The sequence below is a fragment of the Paraburkholderia solitsugae genome, assembly GCF_013177695.1.
Lineage (GTDB): Bacteria > Pseudomonadota > Gammaproteobacteria > Burkholderiales > Burkholderiaceae > Paraburkholderia > Paraburkholderia solitsugae.
Genome location: NZ_WOEY01000178.1, coordinates 1 through 21,912 on the forward strand (window position 1 = coordinate 1; position 21,912 = coordinate 21,912).

Below are 21,912 nucleotides of genomic sequence, written 5' to 3' on the forward strand. Positions count from 1 at the left end.
CGCCCATTCAGGAAAAAGCCTTCCGCCTCCTGAACGTTAACCCCGCCTGTACCCAGTAACCATCCCGCCTTCGCACGCATAACAGCGCGAAATCAATAGCTTATGTTTCGGCCTGGTCAAAGTTCGGACTAGCCGCGGCCGTACTTCCGTCCGGCCGGACGAACTCAATGAAAAGAAGGCCGCCTGTCTCACATCGACAGGCGGCCTTTTCTATTCCATCCGCATTGAGCGGTTGCGCTTACTGCGGCGTCGCGTTGGCGCCGCCATGTGCCGCAGACCATTCGGCCGGCGCGTGCAGGAATTTTTCCACTTCGTCGAGCGTCTTGGTGTCGAAGTAGTTGTTGGCCTTGGCGACGCGCAGCACGTCCCACCACGTGGCCAGCGCGTGCAGATCGACGTCGATGTCTTTCAGCACCGACACGCTTTCCTTGAAGATGTTGTAGTGAAACAGCACGAAGCAGTGGTTCACCGTCGCGCCGGCGGTGCGCAGCGCGTTGATGAAGTTGATCTTGCTACGGCTGTCCGTGGTCAGGTCTTCGACCAGCAGCACGCGTTGGCCTTCGGTCAGCAGACCTTCGATCTGCGCGTTACGGCCGAAACCCTTCGGCTTCTTGCGCACGTATTGCATCGGCACCATCAGGCGGTCGGATAGCCATGCCGCGAACGGGATGCCGGCGGTTTCGCCACCGGCCACCGCGTCGATCTGCTCATAGCCGACGTCGCGCAGGATGGTGGCTTCAGCCATTTCCATCAGGCCACGGCGCACGCGCGGATACGAGATCAGCTTGCGGCAGTCGATATAAACCGGGCTCGCCCAGCCGGACGTGAAAATGTACGGTTTCTCCGCGTTGAAGTGCACTGCTTGCACTTCGAGCAGCATCTTGGCGGTGGTGTCGGAGATCGTCTGGCGATCGAAGCCTGTCATGGGCGGATCCTTGGGTGTGAGCGGGGAGAAGCGGGCGCGGGGCCCGGTGGCGCAGCAAGCGGGGTATGCCGCGCCGTGATGGGCGGAATACGCAGCCGGTCAGTGGGGTGCAGGCCGGTTTTTGCTACGCGCGTAGGCCGACATTTTACCCGAAATGGCCCCTCCCGAGGAGGCCGTCGTGCGTGTCTGCCACGAATGACGGTCATAACGGCAGCACTGAACGGGGCTTGCGGGGTTCGTTCGGGGATGGTTTGCGGCTGCTTCCCGGGCTGTTTCCTGGTCTGCTTTTTGGCCCGCTTGTGAGCGGCTTTGGGCGCCTTTACACTCACGCGACTTTCCTGGGCGGCCTCGCATGTTGGTCGCCTCCATGCCCTACGGAATGCTTTCAATGACTGCCGCTTCTTCTACCACCGAGACCCGCGAACCTGCCGAAGGCGGCCCCGCCAAAAGCGGCTATGCCGGCCGGGCGCTGATCGCTTCAGTGCTCGGGTACGCGATGGACGGCTTCGATCTGCTGATCCTCGGGTTCATGCTGCCGGTGATTGCAGCGGACCTGCATTTGAGCTCCGCGCAGGCCGGCTCGCTCGTCACGTGGACACTGATCGGCGCGGTAGCGGGCGGCCTGATTTTCGGCGTGTTGAGCGACTATTTCGGCCGCGTGCGGATGCTGACGTGGACGATTCTGATCTTCGCCGTCTTCACCGGACTGTGCGCGCTGGCACAGGGTTATACCGACCTGCTGGCCTATCGGACCATTGCAGGCATTGGCCTCGGCGGTGAGTTCGGCATCGGCATGACGCTGGTGGCCGAGGCGTGGCCGGCGTCACAGCGGGCGCGCGTGTCGTCGTATGTCGGGCTGGGATGGCAACTCGGGGTGCTGGCGGCCGCGCTGTTGACGCCGCTCCTGCTGCCGGTGATTGGCTGGCGCGGCATGTTCGCGCTGGGATTGCTGCCTGCCGTGGTGTCGTTTTTCGTGCGGCGCCGCGTGGAGGAGCCGACGCTCTTCACCGAACGCGTCGCACGCGGAATGCGTAAGCTGCCGCTCAAATTGCTGGTGGCCGATGGACGCACCATGCGCGCCAGCGTCGGCATCGCGATTCTCTGTTCGGTACAGAACTTCGGCTATTACGGTCTGATGATCTGGCTTCCGAGCTATTTGTCGAAGACGTTCGGTTATTCACTGACCAAGTCCGGCGTGTGGACCGCCGTGACGGTTCTCGGCATGGCATGCGGCATCTGGCTGTTCGGCATGGCCGCCGACCGTTTCGGCCGCAAGCCGACGTTCCTGTTCTACCAGGCGGGCGCGGTGGTCATGGTATTCGTCTACGCCCATTTAACGACGCCGATGGCGTTGCTGATCGGCGGCGCGGCCATGGGCGTGTTCGTCAACGGGATGATCGGCGGCTATGGCGCGCTGATCTCCGAGCTTTATCCCACCGATGCACGCGCCACCGCGCAGAACGTGCTGTTCAACGTTGGCCGGGCGATCGGCGGTTTCGGGCCGGTGGTCGTGGGCGCATTGGCCGCACGCTATTCGTTCGGCGCCGCGCTTGCTTTGCTCGCGTCGATCTATCTGCTCGATATCTTTGCGACGCTCTTTCTGATCCCCGAACGACGCGGCGCCGAGCTCGATTGACGCGCACGTGGCGCACGGGACAACCGTCAGCCAAATGGCCGCCGGATGCGGCGCTGCAGCATTTGTCAGGCGATGTTTCACCGATGGCGAGCCATGTTAACCACTCAGTGCAACGACGCATTCGGGGTGTACACTAACCGACCCGCGTAGCACTCCGCACCGTCTTGCGCTCCGCCGAGGTTCGACGCCGCGCCCAACCGGCGCATGCGAAAACCGCCGCAGTCGATTATCCATTCGATAGACGAGAAGCGCGCCAACGGTGCGGTGTGCCGGGCCCAATTACTTACGTCTCGCAGGCTAAAAAATGGACGAACAACTTAAGCAAAGCGCTCTCGCATACCACCAGTTTCCGAAGCCCGGCAAGATTTCGGTCACGCCCACCAAGCCGCTGTCGAACCAGCTCGACTTGTCGCTGGCGTACTCGCCAGGCGTCGCCGCGGCCTGCATGGCGATCTACGAGGACCCGCTCGACGCGCAGAAGTACACCTCGCGTGGCAACCTTGTCGGCGTGATCACGAACGGCACGGCCGTGCTCGGTCTCGGCAATATCGGCCCGCTCGCCGCGAAGCCGGTGATGGAAGGCAAGGGTTGCCTGTTCAAGAAGTTCGCCGGCATCGACGTGTTCGACATCGAACTCTCCGAGTCCGATCCGGACAAGCTGGTTGAAGCGATCGCGATGCTCGAACCCACGCTGGGTGGCATCAACCTTGAAGACATCAAGGCGCCGGAATGCTTCTACATCGAGAAGAAGCTGCGCGAGCGCATGAAGATTCCCGTCTTCCACGACGATCAGCACGGTACTGCGATTATCGCTTCGGCGGCGATCCTGAACGGCCTGAAAGTGGTCGGCAAGAAGCTCGACGAAGTGAAGCTGGTGTGTTCGGGTGCTGGCGCTGCGGCCATCGCGTGTCTGGATCTGCTGGTGAACCTGGGCCTGTCGAAAAAGAACGTGCTGGTTACGGATTCGAAGGGCGTGATCTACGAAGGTCGCGGCAATCTCGATCCGTCGAAGGAACGTTACGCGGCGAACACCGAAGCACGTACGCTGGCTGACGCGATCCGCGGTGCCGACGTGTTCCTCGGTTGCTCGAGCGCTGGCGTGCTGAAGCCGGAAATGGTCGTCGAAATGGGCACGCAGCCGCTTATTCTGGCGCTGGCGAATCCGGAACCGGAAATCCGCCCGGAAGAAGCGAAGAAGGTGCGCCCGGACTGCATCATCGCGACGGGCCGTTCGGATTACCCGAACCAGGTCAACAACGTTCTGTGCTTCCCGTTTATCTTCCGCGGCGCGCTGGATGTCGGCGCGACCACGATCACGGAAGAAATGAAGCTCGCGTGTGTGCGCGCGATTGCCGAACTGGCCGAAGAAACCGATCAGGGTGATGAAGTCGCCAAGGCGTATGAAGGCCACTCGCTCGAGTTCGGTCCTGAATACCTGATTCCGAAGCCGTTCGATCCGCGCCTGATCATCAAGATCGCGCCGGCTGTCGCGCAGGCCGCGATGGACTCGGGCGTTGCGACCCGTCCGATCAAGGATATGGACGCGTACCGCGAGGAACTCGGCACGACCGTGTACCGCACCGGCATGGTGATGCGTCCGGTGTTCGCCGCAGCGAAGTCGGAAGTGGCGCGTATTGTGTTCGCCGAAGGTGAAGACGAGCGCGTGCTGCGCGCCGCGCAATTCGTGCTGCTGGAAAAGATCGCCAAGCCGATTCTGGTCGGCCGTCCGTCGGTGATCGAGATGCGTCTGAAGAAGATGGGCTCGAAGCTGAAGTGCGGTGAAGACTTCGAAGTCGTCGATCCGGAAGACGATCCGCGCTATCAGCAATGCTGGCAGGCCTACCACGAACTCGGCGCGCGTGAAGGCGTGACGCCGGATGTCGCGAAGGCTGCGATGCGCAAGTTCAACACGCTGATCGGCGCGATCCTCGTGCGCCTCGGCGAAGCGGACGGCATGATCTGCGGGATGATCGGCCAGTACCACACGCATCTGAAGTTCATCGAGCAGGTGCTGGGCAAGGCGGATAACGTGCAGAACTTTGCTGCCATGAACCTGCTGATGCTGCCAGGTCGCAATCTGTTCATCTGCGATACGTACGTGAACGAAACGCCGACCGCCGAACAACTCGCCGACATGACGATGCTGGCTTCGCGCGAAATCGAGAAGTTCGGTATCACGCCGAAGGTGGCGTTGCTGTCGAATTCGAACTTCGGCAGCGCGCCGTCTTCGTCGTCGCAACGTATGGCCGCGGCTCGCAAGCTGATTGCCGAACGTGCACCTTCGCTCGAGATCGACGGCGAGATGCACGGCGACGCGGCATTGTCGGAAGCCGTCCGCAAGGCTGCGTTCCCGGGCACGACGCTGACCGGCGAAGCAAATCTGCTGATCATGCCGAACGTGGAGGCGGCGAACATCACGTACAACCTGCTGAAGATGATCGGCGGCGAAGGCGTGACGGTGGGGCCGATCCTGTTGGGCGCGGAAAAGCCGGTGCACGTCCTGACGCCGGCTGCGACCGTGCGCCGGATCATCAACATGACGGCGGTGGCTTCGGCAAACGCACGCAAGGGGTGAACCGCGCGGTCATGCTGTATTGATGGTTGAAGCAAGCGGCGCTGCATTGCGGCGTTTGCGGCAAGCCAGTGAGAACGCCACGGAAGGTGCTTCCGTGGCGTTTTTTTATTTGCGCATTCTTAGAGTGGTGGCCGTTGGTCTGAAAGATTCTTATGGGGCTGGGCAAGCTTTAAGAATGGTCCTATTCGGTTTTCTGTGACACTTTTGTAAAGTTACTTCTGAAGCGAGGCACAACGCGATGGCAACGGAACAGTCGGCTGATCAATCCTTGCATCGCATCACGCGCCGCGCTTCTTCTGGTGTTGGATGGTGGTAGCAGTAGCAGTAGCAGTAGCAGTAGCAGTAGCAGTAGTTGCAGTTGTTGTAGTTGTTGCAGTTGTTGTAGTCGTAATCGCAGTAGAAGTCGAAGTTGAAGTTCTGGTGGTGAAGACAAGCAGTACCAATGGGTTGCAGTACTTGCAGTAAATGTGTGTTGTGAAGTTGGTAGTTGGTAGTTGGTAGTTGGTAGTTGGTAGTTGGTAGTTGGTAGTTGGTAGTTGGTAGTTGAGGTTGAAGTTTGCAATCGAAGTGGAAGTTCGCGGTTGAAGTAGCAGTCCGCAGTTGAAGTTGAGGTTCGGAGTTGTTGTCTGGCAGTTGTTTGTTTTTGGTTGGTTGTTGTTGTTGTGTTGTTGGAAGGAGCTGTACCGCTTGTTCTTGTACACATGCATCACGTGGCGAAACAGGCAAAAAAAGGCGACTGTCCGCGAGGACAGCCGCCTTTTCCATTTCAGGCCAATGCCAGCCGGTCAAGCCGGCAAGATCACGCCGCGTGCTGCGTCTTTCCCGTTTGCGGCGAGCGCCAGCGTGTCAGCAAGTCGTTCCACTTGACGCGCACGCCCTTCAGGTTGTTTTCCTTCACGTGCCCGTAGCCGCGGATGCCGTCCGGCAGATTCGCCAGTTCGACCGCCAGTTCGCGCTTCTGCGCAGTCAGCCCGCCGATCAGTTCGCGCACCAGCGCTTCGTACTCACCAATCAGCGCACGCTCCGTACGACGCTCCTCCGTCTTGCCGAACACGTCGAGCGCGGTCCCGCGCAGGAACTTGAGTTTTGCCAGCACGTGCATGGCGCTGAACACCCAAGGCCCGTACTTCTTCTTCACCAGATGGCCTTGTGCGTCTTTCTTCGAGAACGTCGGCGGCGCGAGGTGAATGTGCAGCTTCCAGTCGCCTTCGAAATTCGCCTTCAGTTTTTCGATGAACGCGGGGTCGCTGTAGAGCCGTGCGACTTCGTACTCGTCCTTGTAGGCCATCAGCTTGTGCAGATTCTTCGCAACCGCTTCGGTCAACGGCAACTGGCCGTCGATCGAGTCGAGCGTCGATTCCGCCACACGCACTTGCGACACCAACGCGCGATAGCGGTCCGCGTAAGCGGCGTTCTGATATGCGGCAAGATAGTCGGCGCGCTTGTCGATCAGCGTGTCGAGCGCCTTCGGCGTGTGCAACGAGATGATCTTGCTGCTCGTTGTTTCCGCTGCGGCACCGCGTCCTTGTGACTGCGCGAGCTCGCGCACCGCCGCCAGATCATGCGCGGCGCGGCGCCCCCATTCAAATGCTGCACGGTTCTTCTCGATCTGCACGTTGTTCAGCTCGATCGCGCGCATCAGCGACTGATAGGTCAGCGGCACCCAGCCGCGTTGCCATGCGTAACCGAGCACGAACGGATTCGTGTAGATCGCATCGCCGAGCAGCGCGACGGCGAAGTGATTCGCGTCGACCATATCGACGCCGTCGTCGCCCGCCCCGGCACGCACGTCCGCTTCGGTGCTGCTGCCAGGGAAGCGCCAGTTCGGGTTCTTGATGAGTTCGGCGGTCGGCGTGTGCGCGCTATTGAGCACGACGCGTGTGCGGCCCACCTGCATGCGCGAGACGCATTCGTCGCTGGCGGTGACGATCGCGTCGCAGCCGATCACGAGACTGGCTTCGCCCATTGCGATGCGGGTTGCGTGGATGTCAGCCGGGTGCTGGGCGATCTGCACGTGGCTCATCACGGCGCCGCCCTTTTGCGCGAGGCCGGTGACGTCGAGTACCGTGACGCCCTTGCTTTCCAGATGCGCGGCCATCCCGAGCAATGCGCCGATCGTCACGACCCCCGTGCCGCCGACACCCGTCACCAGCACCCCATAAGGGCGCGCGATCGACGGCAGTTCAGGTTCCGGCACCGGCGGCATCGCGTCACCGACGATGCCCGAAGCCGCCTTCGGCTTGCGCAACTGGCCCCCTTCGACGGATACGAAGCTCGGGCAGAACCCGTTCACGCACGAGAAATCCTTGTTGCAGGTGGACTGATTGATCTGGCGTTTGGTGCCGTACTCGGTATCGAGTGGCTCAACGGACAGGCAATTCGACTTCACCGAGCAATCGCCACAGCCTTCGCATACCGCCTCGTTGATCACGACACGGCGCGCCGGATCCGGATACGTACCGCGTTTCCTGCGGCGGCGCTTCTCGGTCGCGCAGGTCTGGTCATAGATCAGGATCGTCGTGCCGGCAATCTCACGCAGCTGACGCTGAACTTCGTCGAGCTTGTCGCGATGGTGGATATCGATGCCGGGCGCGAGGCCGACGTTCGCGGCGTACTTCTCCGGTTCATCGGTGACGATCACGATCTTCGTCGCGCCTTCGGCGGCGAGTTGGTGCGTGATCTGCGGCACGGTCAGCACGCCGTCGACCGGCTGGCCGCCGGTCATGGCAACCGCGTCGTTGTAGAGAATCTTGTAGGTGATGTTCGCTTTCGACGCGATCGCCGCGCGAATCGCGAGCAGGCCCGAGTGGAAGTAGGTGCCGTCACCGAGGTTGGCGAACACGTGCTTGTCGTTGGTGAACGGCGCCTGGCCGATCCACGCGACGCCTTCGCCGCCCATCTGGCTGAAGGTGCTGGTGCTGCGGTCCATCCACACGGTCATGTAGTGACAGCCGATGCCGGCCATCGCACGCGAACCTTCCGGCACGTTCGTCGACGTGTTGTGCGGGCAGCCTGAGCAGAACCACGGCTTGCGCTCAGCTTCGACGCGCGGACGCGCCAAGGCCTTTTCCTTCGCTTCAATCACGGCGATGCGCGAGGCAATGCGTGCACGCACGTCGGACGGCAGGTCGAACTTGTCGAGCCGCGTGGCGATCGCCTTGGCGATGATCGCCGGCGAGAGTTCGTAGTGCGCCGCCAGCAGCCAGTTGCCCATCGGCACCGACCATTCGCCACCTGCGCCGTCCTTTTCATCGAACTTGCCGAACACGCGCGGACGCTGTGCATCGGGCCAGTTGTACAGTTCTTCCTTGATTGCGTATTCGAGAATCTGGCGCTTTTCTTCCACCACCAGAATTTCCTCGAGACCGCGCGCGAAGGCTTGCGCACCTTGCGCCTCGAGCGGCCAGACACAGCCGACCTTGTACAGACGGATGCCGATGCGCGAACAGGTTTCGTCGTCGAGGCCGAGATCGGTCAGCGCCTGACGCACGTCGAGGTACGCCTTGCCGCCGGTCATGATGCCGAAACGCGCGTGCGGCGAATCGATTTCGACGCGGTCGAGTTTGTTCGCGCGCACATAGGCGAGCGCCGCGTACCACTTGTAGTCGAGCAGACGCGCTTCCTGCACCAGCGGCGGATCCGGCCAGCGGATATTCAGGCCGCCGTCTGGCATCGCGAAGTCGTCCGGCAAAACGATTTTCGTGCGGTGCGGATCGATGTCGACCGAAGCCGACGATTCGACCACGTCGGTCACGCACTTCATCGCCACCCAGAGGCCGGAGTAGCGGCTCATCGCCCAGCCGTGCAGGCCGAAATCCAGATATTCCTGCACGTTCGATGGAAACAGCACCGGCAGGCCACACGCCTTGAAGATGTGCTCCGACTGGTGCGCGAGTGTCGAGGATTTGGCGGCGTGGTCGTCGCCGGCGAGCACGAGAACGCCGCCGTGTTGCGCCGAGCCGGCCGAATTGGCGTGCTTGAAGACGTCACTGGAACGGTCGACGCCCGGGCCCTTGCCGTACCACATCGAGAACACGCCATCGTACTTGGCGCTCGGGTACAGATTGACCTGCTGTGAACCCCACACGGAGGTGGCAGCAAGGTCTTCGTTGACGCCGGGCTGGAACACGACCTGGTGCGATGCGAGATGCTGCTTGGCTTTCCACAGAGATTGGTCGAGTCCGCCGAGTGGCGATCCGCGGTAACCGGAGATGAAGCCGGCGGTATCGAGCCCGGCGGCCCGGTCGCGTTCCTGCTGCAGCATCGGCAGACGAACCAGCGCCTGGATGCCGCTCATATACGCGCGGCCGCGTTCGAGGGTGTATTTGTCGTCGAGCGTGACGGAAGATAGCGCGGCTTCGAGCGAGGCTCGCTGACCTGCGTCTAGCGGGGCATTCATTATGTGTACTCCTCCACCCAGTTTGGGATCGCCAAAACTTTTTGGGCCGCGGCATCTTGTGAATGCGTATGGCCGGGGTCGCCATATTGACGTGTTTTAAGTGATGGTAGCACTGGTGAAAACCCGCCGCAGCAGGCCAGAAATGCGGCGATGCAGCGTGACTTCCACGGAACGCGTGGGATGACTTAAAGTGCCGGAACGCTGCTGTAACAAGCTGTAAAAACTACAAATCTGTGGAACCGCAGTTGAAATGTCTGTCTAATACCCCACCTGCGAGCAATGTCTGCGCAACGCTCCGCATTCGGTGGAGCTTCAGGACAGCAGGGCAGTTAGAAAAGGAGTACGCATGAACACGAGAAACATCCAGACGTTCCTGATGGTTTCAGCCGCATTCTTCGCCATGACCGCGCCGGTGCGCTCGAGCTCGAACAGCGCAGGGACGCTGTCGAACGCAATCGCCAGCACGGCGCAAGTCGCGCCCGCACGCATTGCGGTGGAGCGCATTGCACGATCCACGAAAGCCGACGAGGAAGACCAGAATTCGTGATGCGTCGCTAATGCGGCGCTTCGGTTGAAAATCAGCCGTTGTCCGGGCTTCGGACAACGGCATAAACGACGAAGGGCGAGGATCGCAAGATCGTCGCCCTTTTTTCTATCTCTCAGATTCTTCGTCGGCCCTGATTCGTTAGGCCTTGTCCTGAACCACACCGCGGCGAATCTGGTCCAGTTCGATCGATTCGAACAACGCCTTGAAGTTACCCTCGCCAAAGCCCTGATTGCCCTTGCGCTGGATGATCTCGAAGAAGATCGGTCCGATCTGGTTTTCGGTGAAGATCTGCAGCAGCAAGTCGTCGGGTGCGCCGTCGATCAGGATCTTGCGCTTGCGCAATTCGTCGAGCGGCTCGCCGTGGTTCGGCACGCGGCGATCGACCAGCTCATAGTACGTGTCGATCGTATCGAGCAGCGAGATGTTCGCCGCGCGCAAACCGTCCACCGTGCGGTAGATGTCGTTGCTGCCCAGCGCGATGTGCTGGATGCCTTCGCCGTGGTACTGATCCAGATACTCCTGGATCTGACCGGCCACATCCGAGCCTTCCTCATTGATCGGAATGCGGATCTTGCCGCACGGCGAGGTCATCGCCTTCGACTTCACGCCGGTCACCTTGCCTTCGATGTCGAAGTAGCGCACTTCCCGGAAATTGAACAGGCGCTCGTAGAACTCCGCCCATTCCTGCATGCGGCCGCGATGGACGTTATGCGTCAGGTGATCGATGTAGGTCAGACCGTGGCCGACAGGGTTCGGATTCGCGCCAGGAATCGGCTCGAAGTCGACGTCGTAAATATCGATGTTGCCGATGGTACCCGGCTCAGCGCCGTTCTTGCCGCGCCAGCGGTCGACGAAATAGATCAGCGAGTCGCCGATACCCTTGATCGCCGGGATGTTCAGTTCCATCGGGCCGGTCTTGTTGTCGAAGCCCCAGGCGCCTTTTTCCAGAGCCTGCTGGTAAGCCTTCGCTGCGTCTTGCACACGGAACGCGATCGCGCAGATCGACGGGCCATGCAGGCGCGTGAAACGTTGCGCGAACGAATGCTGTTCTCCGTTGACGATGAAGTTGATTTCGCCTTGGCGATACAGCGTCACGTCTTTGTGACGGTGCCGGGCGACGGCGGTGAAGCCCATCTGTTCGAACAGCTTGCCGAGCGCCTTCGGATCCGGTGCGGTGTATTCGATGAATTCGAAGCCGTCGGTGCCGACCGGGTTTTCCCAAGTTGAAACCTGCATTGTCTGTCTCCATTAAGCGCCGGCGCGAGGTTGCAAGGTGGCGCGACTGAATGACGCAAGTGTAAAGGTGGGCTCACGACGAAAACTTGCGAACTTAATCGTGCGCCGATACGCTTGAGCTATTTTATAGCTCAATTTTTTACATGGACGGCAGAAAATGGCCAATATAGAGATAGACGCCATCGACAGACGCATTCTGGCGATCCTTCAGGAGAATGGCAGGCTCTCGAACCAGGAGATCGCCGAGCGCATCAACCTGTCGCCGAGCCCGTGTCTACGGCGTATCCGTCGGCTGGAAGAGAGCGGGGTGATTCGCGGCTATGTCGCGTTACTCGATGCGCAAAAGCTTGGGCTCGATCTGCTGGCCTACGTCAACGTGCGGCTGGAGAAACGCAGCGGTCCGGCGCTCAGTGCGCGCGGCGATGCCACGCATGCCGATCTGTTCCGCGCAGCGGTGCAGACGTGGCCGGAAGTCGTCGCATGTCACGCGATGACGGGAGACATGGATTACCTGCTGCGTGTGCAGGTCGAGGATATGGCGCACTTTTCCCGTTTCGTGCAGGACCAGTTGCTGCACCATCCCTCTGTCATCGACGTGAAGACGAGCTTTTCGCTCGAGAAGTTCAAGGAGACGACGGCGCTGCCGATTTTGTGAGCGCCGGGCCGTGGTCAGGCGACAGAAAAACAAAAAGGGCAGCCACAAGGCCGCCCTTTCTTTCCCCGAAGCGCAGGCTGTTCAGGCCGCCGCCTCAGTCGGCATAAACGACTCGAACATCTTCGACGCCTGACGCGCCTGGCGCTTGAGTGCGTAGTCGAATACCGCGGCTTGCTCCTGCAGCATCTCCGTGATGATGCTCGATTGATCCGCCGGCGGCAGAGTCAGATACGCGTCTGCTTCGCCATATGCGTATTCGATCTTCATGCCGGCCTTCTTCGCGATGTGCATCATGGTCGAATTGCGCGACAGGCAGTGCATGTAAAGCGTGGTGACATGCGTATTGCGGCTGCGGATGGCGGCGCGCTCGAAGAGCTTCGAGCCAATCCCTTGCCCGCGGACGCTTTCCAGCACCGACACGCCGAACTCAGCGGTGCGTTTGTCGCCGTCGGCCGGCAGATACGCCAGGTGGCCGACGCCGGTGAGTTGCAACTGACTATTGAACACGCCGAAGACCGTGTCGCGCGTGAAATCGATCGCGCGGACGTAGTTTTCGATGACGTGGTTCGGCACGATCTGGCCGAAGCGCAGAAGGCGGTCGTCTTCGCCGAGCGAGAGGAAGTGGGTCAGCAGCCGTTCGCGATCGATCGCGGTGAGCTCACGGACCAGAGCAGGCGCACGACCGGCTGGCTGCAACAGGCGATCGTGCGCGACGATCGGCTCAGCGGCGCGGGGTGTAATCAAGTTCATGGTCGGGTTCTCCTTTTAATCGAGCGGCATGGTGCACCGCAAAAACGATTTTAGCGGAAACCCTGACTTATCACTAGGGAAAACCCGTATCAATAATTGAAGAGAATGCCTAAAAAGTTGGCGCCCTATTTTTAGTGTATTGATTATTAAGGAAAAATAAATTGAACGAGCGTTCGTGACAAGGTGTCGCGCCTAGGCAACTCGTGGCGATCATTTCCTCTGAACAATGCTGCCGTGCGCAATCAGCCCTCGGCAGAGCTCAACCCGTGGTCCACCATATTGACCACTTGCTCGGCAAATTCCCGGTAGCCCATCCGGCCGTCCGGCTTAAGCCAGGTGAACGTCCAGTTGATCATGCCGAACACCATCATCGTGAGGGCGGTCTGGTTTTCGCGCGAGGCGCGTTCCGGATAGGCACGCGCCAACTGCCGCGCAAACGCCGCGACCACATCGCGCTGGCGGTTCAGGATGACCTCGCGCTGGGCGTCGACCAGATACTTCACGTCGTTGAGGAGCGCGACGTGGCGGCTGTGCGACGTCTCATACTCGGACAAAAACGCACGGATCAGCTCCGCGAAGGTTTCCCGCTCCGTCAGTCCGCGGCGTTGGCTCGCACCTTCCACCTCGGCGATGATCAGCATCAGCCGCTTGGTGTAGCGATCCAGCAGATCGAAGAGGATCGCTTCCTTGCTCGCGTAATAGTGGTAGAGGCGCGCTTTCGAGGTGCCGCTCGCGGCAGCGAGGTCGGCCATCGAGGTACTCGGGTAGCTGGTCTGGGCGAATTTCGCCGCGGCCAGTTCGAGAATCTGATCGCGCTGGGTTTCGTGGTCGGGGGCTCGGGTGCGGGCCATAGTCGTCTATTTTATTAGTGTGGACAGGGGGCAAGCGCCGTACACAGTTCCAGCGTGCGCCATGCGCTCGTGTCGCCACGCAGCTTGATGCGGCGGGTCGCGGCCAGTTCGCGGAAGCGCCACAGCACGATGCTGTCGCTCACCAGATACCCGAGTTCGGCGGTCATCAATGCGGCGGCAACATGCGCGGCAGGCTGCCAGTCGCCGGTGACATGCTCGAGAATCAGCGCGTCCAGGTCGGCGAAGCTGCCGCTCGTGAACGTGTTGTCGCGCCAGCGCCGCGTCTCGCCGTTCGTGTGCTTGGCTTCCTGCCATTCCAGCGCGAGCCGGCTGATGCGCAGAACCGAAATCGGCGCCGCGTCTGACAGACGCCCTTGCAGTACAGCCGGCGCGAACATGCCGACTGATGTCGCGCGATCTTCGCGGCTGTGCGCCCATGCGCCCGGATCGGTGAGATCGCGAATCGATAGACGCACTTCATTCAGTCGCTGTGGGCTGTTGCGCAGGTGGTAGCAGACCCGGCGCAGCATCAATTGATCGGCTGCACTTTCGCCGTGCCAGACCACGAGATTCGCGTCACCGCGCGCGATGTTCTCCAGCGCTGCCGCCTGCTCGCGGAATTCCCGAAGAAAATCGCGCCGGGTGTCCGTGCTGACACGGTCCCAGAACTCGGCTCGTACGTCGGGTCCGTCATCGATGCCGCGCAGCGGACCGACCGCCAGATCGTCGCGCATTGCATGCACGCGATCGTCGAGGCCCGCCTCGGCTAGTGCGGCCCGCAGTGACTCGGCGGCGACATCGCCGTTGGTGAGGTGGATGATGCTCATCGGCAGTGGCTTGGGCTGGCAAAAAACGCAAATGACAAAAGGGACCGCTCATCGACCGGGACTGGTGTCCGATCGCGAGCGGCCCCTAGTGTAAGCGGATCGCGGACCTGCTGAAAGCGTTGCGGGTGTCGCATGACCACCCGCCGCGTTCGACTCAGCGCTCGTCGTAACTCACCACCACGCGATCGCTGATCGGATGGCATTGGCAGGTCAGCACAAAACCGTCGCGGATTTCGTGCTCTTCCAGGGTGTAGTTCTTCTCCATCTTCACCTCGCCTTCGAGCACCTTCGCGCGGCAGGTGCAGCAGACGCCGCCCTTGCACGCATACGGCAGCGCGAGGCCGGCACGCAAGCCGACGTCGAGCACGCTCACGCCCTGATACGGCAGGCGCAGCTTGCGCCTTTTGCCGTCGAGGACGATTTCGAGGTCGGCGGCCGGGGTGTCGTCGGTGATTTCGACCGGCGGCACGCCCGCTTGCGGCAGCGGCGAACCGAAGCGTTCCACATGCACTTTTGCCGAAGGCACGCCCGCGGCTTTCAGCGCCGCCTCCGCGGCATCCATCATCGGGGCGGGGCCGCAGATGAAGGCTTCGTCGATTGCGTCGGCGGGCAGGAGGTTTTTGATGAAGGCGGTGCACTTCTCCTGGTCGAGCACGCCGTTGAACAGCTCGACGTCCTGCAGGTCGTCCGACAGCACGTGATAGAGCACGAAGCGGTTCATGAAGCGGTTCTTCAGGTCTTCGAGCTCTTCCGCGAACATGATCTGATCGACGCTGCGGTTACCGTACACCAGTGTGAAGGTGCTGCGCGGCTCGACTTCAAGCGTGGTCTTGATGATCGCGAGCACCGGCGTAATGCCCGAGCCGCCGGAAAATGCGATGTATTGCTGGCCTTGATCGGCGTTCAGATGGGTGAAGAAGCGGCCGTCCGGCGTCATCACGTCGATGGTGTGGCCGGGTTGCAGCGTGTCAAACGCGAAGTTCGAGAAACGCCCGCCGCGTACGCGCTTGATGCCGATGCGCAGTTCGCCGTCGCGATCGTAATCGGTGACGCCGACACAGATCGAATACGAACGGCGCGTCTCCTCACCGTCGATGTGCGTTTTCAGCGTGACGAACTGGCCCTGCGTGAAGCGATAGTGGTCGCGCAGTTCGACAGGGACTTCGAAGGCGACCGAGACCGAGTCGGCGGTTTCGGGACGCACTTCGCGGATACGCAGCGGGTGAAATTGCGGGGTAGCCATATCAGTATGGTTTGAAGTAGTCGAAGGGTTCGCGGCAGTCGAGGCAGCGGTACAGCGCTTTGCAGGCCGTCGAGCCGAATTGCGCAACACGCTCGGTATGCGCCGAGCCGCAACGGGGGCACGACGGCGCCGGCAGCGCGCGCGGCATGAAGCGCAGCACTTTTTCCTGCGACTGCACGGTGGAACCGCAATTACCGGTGGGCGGCGCGATTCCGTAGGCGCGCAGCTTCTCGCGCGCGTCGGCGGTCATCCAGTCGGTGGTCCAGGCCGGTGCGAGGACCGTGGCGATCCGATACGGCTTCAGCTCAGCCACGTCGAGCGCGTGGGCGACGTCTTCGGCAATCTGCGACATCGCCGGGCAACCGGAATAGGTTGGCGTGATCACGACTTCGAGCGTGCCGTCGGCGGCGCGTCGCACATCGCGCAGAATGCCGAGTTCACGAATCGATACCACCGGGATCTCCGGATCGGGCACCGTTTCGAGCACGGCCCATGCGCGTTCGAGTGTGGCGTCGGCGGTGGACATGGCAGTCGAGGTCGTCATCGTGAAGTTCCGTGGGATTCCGATTGAGCGCTTACCAGGTGGCGCCGGGATGCTGGCGCGCGAGGCTTTGCATTTCGGCCAGCACGAAGCCCATGTGCTCTGAGTGCTCGCCATGCTTGCCGGTCGTGATGTGCTTGACCGCTTCGGGGAGCTGGAGCGTGGCTTTGTCGAGCGTGGCCTGTACGTCTTCGAGCCATGCTGCCTTGAGGTCCGACGTCAGCGGCCCGATACCGGCCGCGGCGACGGTTTCCTCCACTGCGTCCGTGCTGAAAAACTCACGCGTGTACGGCAGCAGATAGTCGAGCGCGGCTTGTGCGCGCCGATGCGATTCGTCCGTGCCGTCGCCGAAACGGATCAGCCATTCGCTCGCATGGTGTACGTGATAGCTGGTTTCCTTGATCGACTTCGCGGCGATCGCCGCCAGCTGTTCATCCTTCGACGTCGTGAGGGCCGTCCAGAGGTGCGCCATCAGCGTCGAGTACAGGAAATTGCGCACGATCGTGACCGCGTAGTCCTTCTCGGCTTGCGCGGTGCCGGCGAGCGGGCCGTAATGCGGCAACTCGGCAAGCGTGTAATTGGCGAACTCGCGTTCGGCGCGGAAGTAGGCGTAGTCGTCTTCCGTGCGGCTTTTGCCGGTGAGTTGCTGTTCCAGTGAGGCGGCGTGCGTGTACAGCAGACGCGCCTGACCGATCAGATCCAGACTCATGTTCGACAGAGCGATGTCCTCTTCGAGGATCGGGCCGTGACCGCACCACTCGGCATTGCGCTGACCGAGGATCAGCGCGGTGTCCGCGAGGCGCAGTACGTACTGCAGATGTTGGGGCGTGATGGTCATGGCCGCGCTTACATGTGGTTGACTTCGTCGGGGAGCGTGTAGAACGTCGGGTGGCGGTAAATCTTGTCGCCAGCCGGTTCGAACAGCTCCGCCTTGTCTTCCGGCGCGGACGCCGTGATCGCCGACGACGGCACCACCCAGATGCTCACGCCTTCCTGGCGGCGGGTGTAGACGTCGCGCGCCATGCGCAGCGCCATCGGCGCGTCGGCGGCATGCAGGCTGCCGCAGTGTTTATGGTCGAGTCCCTGCTTGCTGCGCACGAAGACTTCCCAAATCGGCCATTCCTTGTTCATCGCTGATCTCCTGATACTGTGTCTGGCTTGTCGCCGCCGTTAGGCAGCTTGCTGTTGTGCGCGCTGGCGCTGCTTTTCGGCGTGGGCGAGGGCGGCTTCACGGACCCAGGCGCCGTCGTCATGCGCTTTCACGCGGGTCGCGAGACGTTCGCGGTTGCACGGGCCGTCGCCATTCACGACGCGCCAGAATTCTTCCCAGTCGATGTCGCCGTAGTCGTGATGGCCGCGCGCTTCGTTCCACTTCAGGTCCGGATCGGGCAGCGTGACGCCGAGCACCTTGGCCTGGTCGACGGTGGCGTCGACGAATTTCTGGCGCAGATCGTCGTTCGAGATGCGCTTGATGCCCCATTTCGACGACTGGTTGCTGTGGATCGAGTCTTTGTCGCTCGGGCCGAACATCATCAGCACCGGCCACCACCAGCGGTTCACGGCCTGCTGGACCAACTCGCGCTGCGCTTCCGTGCCGCTCATCATCGACATCAGCGCGTCGAAGCCTTGACGCTGATGGAACGACTCTTCCTTGCAGATACGGATCATCGCGCGGGCGTAAGGGCCGTAAGTGCAGCGGCACAGCGGAATCTGGTTCATGATCGCCGCGCCGTCCACCAGCCAGCCGATCACGCCGACGTCCGCCCATGTGGGCGTCGGGTAGTTGAAGATGCTCGAATATTTGGCTTTGCCCGAGTGCAATGCGGCGATCAACTGATCGCGCGACACGCCGAGCGTTTCCGCCGAGCTATATAGATAGAGGCCGTGGCCGGCTTCGTCCTGCACTTTGGCCAGCAGGATCGCCTTGCGCTTCAGGCTGGGTGCGCGCGAGATCCAGTTGCCCTCGGGCAGCATGCCGACGATTTCAGAATGCGCGTGCTGCGAGATTTGCCGCACCAGCGTCTTGCGGTAAGCGTCAGGCATCCAGTCCTGCGCTTCGATCTTGCCGTCGGCGGCCATGACCGCGTCGAATTGCGCCTGCTCGGGCGAACTCGCTGCTGCGTCGAGCGGGGCGACGTTGCCGGGGATATCCAGGGATTGCGTGTACATGGGGACGCTCTCAGCGGAAGTTGTCTGTGTGCGCAGTATAAACCAACCGACCGGTCGGTTAATAAATTTTTTGAGACGATCGGCTCTTATCGATAGGGACACCTTGGGTTCGTCGCCGAGGTGTTTCGCGAGCGTCGCCGCCCCGCGCCGACACATAACCTATAAAATTGCGAATTGGCCGCGATTTGCGGCCTTCATGCATCCCCCGGTACTCATGTTACGTCTAAGCGAAATTAAACTCCCGCTCGATCACCCCGAGAGCGTTCTCGAAGCCGCCGTCCGCGCGCGCCTCGCTGAACTCGGCGTGGGCGAGGACGGGCTCATCCGATACACCGTGTTTCGTCGCGCGCATGACGCGCGCAAGCGCGCCGACATCAAGCTCACTTACATCGTCGACGTCGAGGTGAAGGATGAAGCGGCCGCGCTCAAGCAGCTCGCCGACGTGCCGCACTGCGGTGTGACCCCGGATATGACGTACCGTTTTGTCGCCAAGGCACCGGCAGAGATGACTGCCCCGCGCCCGGTCGTGATCGGCATGGGGCCGTGCGGCCTGTTTGCCGGGCTGATCCTCGCGCAAATGGGCTTCCGTCCGATCATTCTCGAGCGCGGCAAGGCCGTGCGCGAGCGCACCAAGGATACTTTCGGGCTGTGGCGCAAGTCGGTGCTCAATCCTGAATCGAACGTGCAGTTCGGCGAAGGCGGCGCGGGTACCTTCTCGGACGGCAAGCTTTACAGTCAGATCAAGGATCCGAAGCATTACGGCCGCAAGGTGCTTGATGAATTCGTCCGCGCGGGTGCGCCGGAGGACATTCTTTATCTGAGCCGGCCTCATATCGGCACGTTCCGCCTCGTCAGCATGGTCGAGAAGATGCGCGCGACCATCCACGAGCTGGGCGGCGAGGTGCGTTTCGAGACGCGGGTCGACGATATCGAAATCGATCAGGGCAAGGTGCGCGGGCTCAAGCTGTCGACGGGCGAGCATTTGCGCTGCGACCATGTGGTGCTGGCAGTCGGCCATAGCGCGCGCGACACCTTCCAGATGTTGAGCGACCGCGGCGTCTATATCGAAGCGAAGCCGTTTTCGCTCGGTTTCCGGATCGAACATCCGCAAGGGTTGATCGATCGCAGCCGTTTCGGCAAGTTTGCCGGTCACAAGCAACTGGGCGCCGCCGACTATAAGGTCGTGCACCACTGCAGCAACGGGCGCGCCGTTTATAGCTTCTGTATGTGTCCAGGCGGCACGGTGGTCGCGGCGACTTCCGAGCCGGGCCGCGTGGTGACCAACGGCATGAGCCAGTATTCACGGGCCGAGCGCAATGCCAACGCCGGGATAGTTGTCGGCATCACGCCGGACGATTATCCGGGCGGCCCGCTCGCAGGTATCGCCTTCCAGCGCAAATGGGAAGAGCGGGCGTTCGAACTGGGCGGCGGCAACTATATGGCGCCGGGCCAGCTGGTCGGCGATTTTATCGCCGGGCGGCCGTCTACTTCGCTGGGTTCGGTGGTGCCGTCGTACAAACCGGGCGTGCATCCGACCGATCTCAGCACGGCGCTGCCAGACTACGTGATCGAAGCGATCCGCGAAGCGTTGCCGCAGATGGACAAGAAGATTGCAGGCTTCGCGATGCATGACGCGGTGCTGACAGGCGTCGAGACGCGAACGTCGTCGCCGATTCGCGTGCGGCGCCGGGATGACTTTCAGAGCATGAATGTCGAGGGCTTGTATCCGGCGGGTGAAGGCGCGGGTTATGCCGGCGGGATCTACTCGGCGGCCATCGACGGGATCGAAGTGGCCGAAGCGCTTGCGTTGAGCATGACAGGCGCGTCGGCGGCGGGCTGATTGGTCATGCGTCTGCGCTCGCACCGAATGGTTGCGGCGCATTCGACGCCGCAGCCCTGATGCCGGCGGCGGCTGATCGCGCGCTAGCGTTCGCGCGGTCCGCCGCGATGGTTATGGCGATCGGGCACAATGCACGTTTTGCCTCGAACTGACCACCCGAATGACCCTTCGTACCCTGGCTGCCGCATGTGGCGCGGCGCTGCTTTGCCAATTTGCCGTTTCCTCGACTGTTTTTGCCGCCGACGCCCCGACGCACTGGGTCACCGCGTGGGCGACGGCGTTGCAACCCATCCCGCAACGGTCGGATTTGCCGCCGTTGTATCGCGCCCCAGAGGTAGCCGGGCGCACGGTTCGCCAGATCGTCTATCCGACGCTGTCCGGTAAATCCGCGCGACTCCATCTCAACAACGAGTACGGCAAGACGGAGCTCGTCATCGAGGATCTGCGCATCGCGCGATCGGCCGGCGGTGCCGCCGCGCTGGGCAATGGCGAGACGCGCGTCACGTTCGGCGGCAAGGGCTCGGTGAGCGTACCGGCGGGCGCTGAGTTAGACAGCGATCCGATCGCTATCGACATCGCCGAAGGTGTGCCTTATGCGATCAGTGCTTTCACGGGGCCGGAACAGCGGATCGTGGCGTGGCACCGGGTCTCGAATCGGGTGAATTACGTTTCTGCGCCGGGTAATCACACTGCCGATACTTCCGCTGATTCGTTTCGCGGCCGGTTCACGCAATATGTGTGGGTGACGGGTTTGTCGGTGGACGCGCCTTCATCGGCCGCCGTCGCCGCGATCGGCGACTCGATCACCGACGGCATGCGCTCCAGCCTGAATCAGAATCGGCGCTGGCCGGATGCGCTGGCTCGCCGGTTCGCCAGCAGCGGCGACCACGCCACGGCGATCGTTAATCTTGGCATCAGCGGCAATCGCTTGTTGAGCGACTCCCCTTGCTACGGTGACGCGCTTGTCCGACGTTTCGACCGGGACGTGCTTGAACGCCCGGGCGTCAAGACGGCGATTCTGCTGATCGGGATCAACGATATCAATTTTGCGGAGATGCCGGCTCGTAGCGGGCTTGACTGCGATTCCCCGCATACCTCGGTAACGGCTGCCGATCTGATTACCGGCTATCAGCGGGTGATTGCGGATGCACGGCACCGCGGCGTGAAGGTGTTCGGCGCAACGTTGACGCCCGCGTCGCTGCCAGCGCCGCGGGAGACGATCCGGCTTGCGGTCAACCAGTGGATTCGAACCGGCCACGCTTTCGACGGCGTTGTGGATTTCGACGCTGCACTACGCGACCCGGCGCAACCGAACCGCCTGCAGCGCACCTTTGACAGTGGTGACCATATCCATCCCAGCGACGCCGGATACGCCGCAATGGCCGAAGCGGTCCCGGTAGATGCTGTAGTGAATTCAACCCGGAAGTGAGCCACCAAAAAAAGATTTTCGTCAAACCCTTGTCACATGGCTGATGTTCGCCTAAGATTCGCCTCCTCGTTTGCGAACGAGCGCCGCTGCAGAAACAGGCGGCCGTAGCGTCAACAAGGTTTTAAGCGAAAGCGAAAAATGTTGTTGACGAAACGAAAAAGATTCTTCATAATCTCGTTTCTCTGCTGCTGATGCAGCGACGCAGAACGAAGCGGTGCCGGGTGGTTGTGAGGTTGACGACAACGGTGCAGGTTCGGTAGTGAGTGCGTAATCGATCTTTAAAAATTAA

18 protein-coding genes are annotated in these 21,912 nt (G+C 61.6%); 6 read left to right on the top strand and 12 right to left on the bottom strand.

Features of this window, described 5'->3' with window-relative positions:
• Window positions 1–238: 238 nt before the first annotated feature.
• Entirely contained in the window at window positions 239–925 is a 687-nt protein-coding gene (locus GNZ12_RS42340; protein ID WP_074281967.1) for an orotate phosphoribosyltransferase, read from the bottom strand.
• A gap of 388 nt (window positions 926–1,313) precedes the next feature.
• On the opposite strand from GNZ12_RS42340, the gene GNZ12_RS42345 reads away from it, so the two are divergent.
• Together GNZ12_RS42345 and GNZ12_RS42350 are read left to right on the top strand one after the other, a co-directional pair.
• Complete coding sequence (locus GNZ12_RS42345; protein WP_172318760.1) at window positions 1,314–2,561, top strand: MFS transporter; 1,248 nt, start codon at window positions 1,314–1,316, stop codon at window positions 2,559–2,561.
• 304 nt (window positions 2,562–2,865) lie between these two features.
• Window positions 2,866–5,136 carry an NADP-dependent malic enzyme gene (locus GNZ12_RS42350; protein ID WP_172318762.1) on the top strand — a complete coding sequence of 757 codons (2,271 nt, stop codon included), beginning with the start codon at window positions 2,866–2,868 and terminating at the stop codon, window positions 5,134–5,136.
• Between the two features lie 261 nt (window positions 5,137–5,397).
• Here the strand turns inward: GNZ12_RS42350 and GNZ12_RS42355 are convergent, their stop codons facing one another.
• The gene (locus tag GNZ12_RS42355) at window positions 5,398–5,925 is read right to left on the bottom strand and encodes a hypothetical protein (RefSeq protein WP_172318764.1); all 528 of its coding nucleotides are present in this window, start codon (window positions 5,923–5,925) and stop codon (window positions 5,398–5,400) included.
• 10 nt (window positions 5,926–5,935) lie between these two features.
• A complete protein-coding gene (locus GNZ12_RS42360; protein WP_172318766.1) occupies window positions 5,936–9,535 on the bottom strand; it encodes an indolepyruvate ferredoxin oxidoreductase family protein in 3,600 nt (1,199 codons plus the stop codon).
• A 346-nt stretch (window positions 9,536–9,881) separates the two neighbouring features.
• Between GNZ12_RS42360 and GNZ12_RS42365 the strand changes: the two genes are divergently transcribed.
• Window positions 9,882–10,082 carry a hypothetical protein gene (locus tag GNZ12_RS42365; protein ID WP_172318768.1) on the top strand — a complete coding sequence of 67 codons (201 nt, stop codon included), beginning with the start codon at window positions 9,882–9,884 and terminating at the stop codon, window positions 10,080–10,082.
• Between the two features lie 138 nt (window positions 10,083–10,220).
• On the opposite strand, the gene hppD is transcribed toward GNZ12_RS42365, so the two are convergent.
• The gene (hppD, locus tag GNZ12_RS42370) at window positions 10,221–11,318 is read right to left on the bottom strand and encodes a 4-hydroxyphenylpyruvate dioxygenase (RefSeq protein WP_121108780.1); all 1,098 of its coding nucleotides are present in this window, start codon (window positions 11,316–11,318) and stop codon (window positions 10,221–10,223) included.
• Window positions 11,319–11,475: 157 nt separating this feature from the next.
• Between hppD and GNZ12_RS42375 the strand changes: the two genes are divergently transcribed.
• Window positions 11,476–11,973: an Lrp/AsnC family transcriptional regulator gene (locus GNZ12_RS42375; RefSeq protein WP_172318770.1), complete on the top strand. Its 498-nt coding sequence runs from the start codon at window positions 11,476–11,478 to the stop codon at window positions 11,971–11,973.
• Window positions 11,974–12,054: 81 nt separating this feature from the next.
• Here the strand turns inward: GNZ12_RS42375 and GNZ12_RS42380 are convergent, their stop codons facing one another.
• From GNZ12_RS42380 to paaA, 8 genes are all read right to left on the bottom strand, one after another.
• Entirely contained in the window at window positions 12,055–12,723 is a 669-nt protein-coding gene (locus tag GNZ12_RS42380; RefSeq protein WP_172318772.1) for a GNAT family N-acetyltransferase, read from the bottom strand.
• A 242-nt stretch (window positions 12,724–12,965) separates the two neighbouring features.
• Complete coding sequence (locus GNZ12_RS42385) at window positions 12,966–13,574, bottom strand: TetR/AcrR family transcriptional regulator (protein ID WP_074281976.1); 609 nt, start codon at window positions 13,572–13,574, stop codon at window positions 12,966–12,968.
• A 14-nt stretch (window positions 13,575–13,588) separates the two neighbouring features.
• A complete protein-coding gene (locus GNZ12_RS42390) occupies window positions 13,589–14,401 on the bottom strand; it encodes a DUF1835 domain-containing protein (RefSeq protein ID WP_172318774.1) in 813 nt (270 codons plus the stop codon).
• Between the two features lie 154 nt (window positions 14,402–14,555).
• Window positions 14,556–15,644 carry a 1,2-phenylacetyl-CoA epoxidase subunit PaaE gene (gene paaE, locus GNZ12_RS42395; RefSeq protein ID WP_172318776.1) on the bottom strand — a complete coding sequence of 363 codons (1,089 nt, stop codon included), beginning with the start codon at window positions 15,642–15,644 and terminating at the stop codon, window positions 14,556–14,558.
• A 1-nt stretch (window position 15,645) separates the two neighbouring features.
• Complete coding sequence (gene paaD / locus GNZ12_RS42400; protein WP_159003393.1) at window positions 15,646–16,188, bottom strand: 1,2-phenylacetyl-CoA epoxidase subunit PaaD; 543 nt, start codon at window positions 16,186–16,188, stop codon at window positions 15,646–15,648.
• 31 nt (window positions 16,189–16,219) lie between these two features.
• Window positions 16,220–17,023, bottom strand: coding sequence for a 1,2-phenylacetyl-CoA epoxidase subunit PaaC (paaC, locus tag GNZ12_RS42405; RefSeq protein ID WP_172318778.1), 804 nt, complete (start codon window positions 17,021–17,023; stop codon window positions 16,220–16,222).
• 8 nt (window positions 17,024–17,031) lie between these two features.
• Window positions 17,032–17,316: a 1,2-phenylacetyl-CoA epoxidase subunit PaaB gene (paaB, locus tag GNZ12_RS42410; protein WP_007179854.1), complete on the bottom strand. Its 285-nt coding sequence runs from the start codon at window positions 17,314–17,316 to the stop codon at window positions 17,032–17,034.
• Between the two features lie 39 nt (window positions 17,317–17,355).
• Complete coding sequence (gene paaA / locus GNZ12_RS42415; RefSeq protein ID WP_144025609.1) at window positions 17,356–18,354, bottom strand: 1,2-phenylacetyl-CoA epoxidase subunit PaaA; 999 nt, start codon at window positions 18,352–18,354, stop codon at window positions 17,356–17,358.
• A 214-nt stretch (window positions 18,355–18,568) separates the two neighbouring features.
• Between paaA and GNZ12_RS42420 the strand changes: the two genes are divergently transcribed.
• Together GNZ12_RS42420 and GNZ12_RS42425 are read left to right on the top strand one after the other, a co-directional pair.
• Entirely contained in the window at window positions 18,569–20,194 is a 1,626-nt protein-coding gene (locus GNZ12_RS42420) for an NAD(P)/FAD-dependent oxidoreductase (RefSeq protein ID WP_172318780.1), read from the top strand.
• Window positions 20,195–20,354: 160 nt separating this feature from the next.
• Window positions 20,355–21,623, top strand: coding sequence for an SGNH/GDSL hydrolase family protein (locus GNZ12_RS42425; RefSeq protein WP_172318782.1), 1,269 nt, complete (start codon window positions 20,355–20,357; stop codon window positions 21,621–21,623).
• Window positions 21,624–21,912: the final 289 nt, after the last annotated feature.

Coding starts and splice junctions, on each gene's coding strand:
- GNZ12_RS42340 (WP_074281967.1), bottom strand. CDS start 925: ATGACAGGCTTCGATCGCCAGACGATCTCCGACACCACCGCCAAGATG.
- GNZ12_RS42345 (WP_172318760.1), top strand. CDS start 1,314: ATGACTGCCGCTTCTTCTACCACCGAGACCCGCGAACCTGCCGAAGGC.
- GNZ12_RS42350 (WP_172318762.1), top strand. CDS start 2,866: ATGGACGAACAACTTAAGCAAAGCGCTCTCGCATACCACCAGTTTCCG.
- GNZ12_RS42360 (WP_172318766.1), bottom strand. CDS start 9,535: ATGAATGCCCCGCTAGACGCAGGTCAGCGAGCCTCGCTCGAAGCCGCG.
- GNZ12_RS42365 (WP_172318768.1), top strand. CDS start 9,882: ATGAACACGAGAAACATCCAGACGTTCCTGATGGTTTCAGCCGCATTC.
- hppD (WP_121108780.1), bottom strand. CDS start 11,318: ATGCAGGTTTCAACTTGGGAAAACCCGGTCGGCACCGACGGCTTCGAA.
- GNZ12_RS42375 (WP_172318770.1), top strand. CDS start 11,476: ATGGCCAATATAGAGATAGACGCCATCGACAGACGCATTCTGGCGATC.
- GNZ12_RS42380 (WP_172318772.1), bottom strand. CDS start 12,723: ATGAACTTGATTACACCCCGCGCCGCTGAGCCGATCGTCGCGCACGAT.
- GNZ12_RS42385 (WP_074281976.1), bottom strand. CDS start 13,574: ATGGCCCGCACCCGAGCCCCCGACCACGAAACCCAGCGCGATCAGATT.
- GNZ12_RS42390 (WP_172318774.1), bottom strand. CDS start 14,401: ATGAGCATCATCCACCTCACCAACGGCGATGTCGCCGCCGAGTCACTG.
- paaE (WP_172318776.1), bottom strand. CDS start 15,644: ATGGCTACCCCGCAATTTCACCCGCTGCGTATCCGCGAAGTGCGTCCC.
- paaD (WP_159003393.1), bottom strand. CDS start 16,188: ATGACGACCTCGACTGCCATGTCCACCGCCGACGCCACACTCGAACGC.
- paaC (WP_172318778.1), bottom strand. CDS start 17,023: ATGACCATCACGCCCCAACATCTGCAGTACGTACTGCGCCTCGCGGAC.
- paaB (WP_007179854.1), bottom strand. CDS start 17,316: ATGAACAAGGAATGGCCGATTTGGGAAGTCTTCGTGCGCAGCAAGCAG.
- paaA (WP_144025609.1), bottom strand. CDS start 18,354: ATGTACACGCAATCCCTGGATATCCCCGGCAACGTCGCCCCGCTCGAC.
- GNZ12_RS42420 (WP_172318780.1), top strand. CDS start 18,569: ATGTTACGTCTAAGCGAAATTAAACTCCCGCTCGATCACCCCGAGAGC.
- GNZ12_RS42425 (WP_172318782.1), top strand. CDS start 20,355: ATGACCCTTCGTACCCTGGCTGCCGCATGTGGCGCGGCGCTGCTTTGC.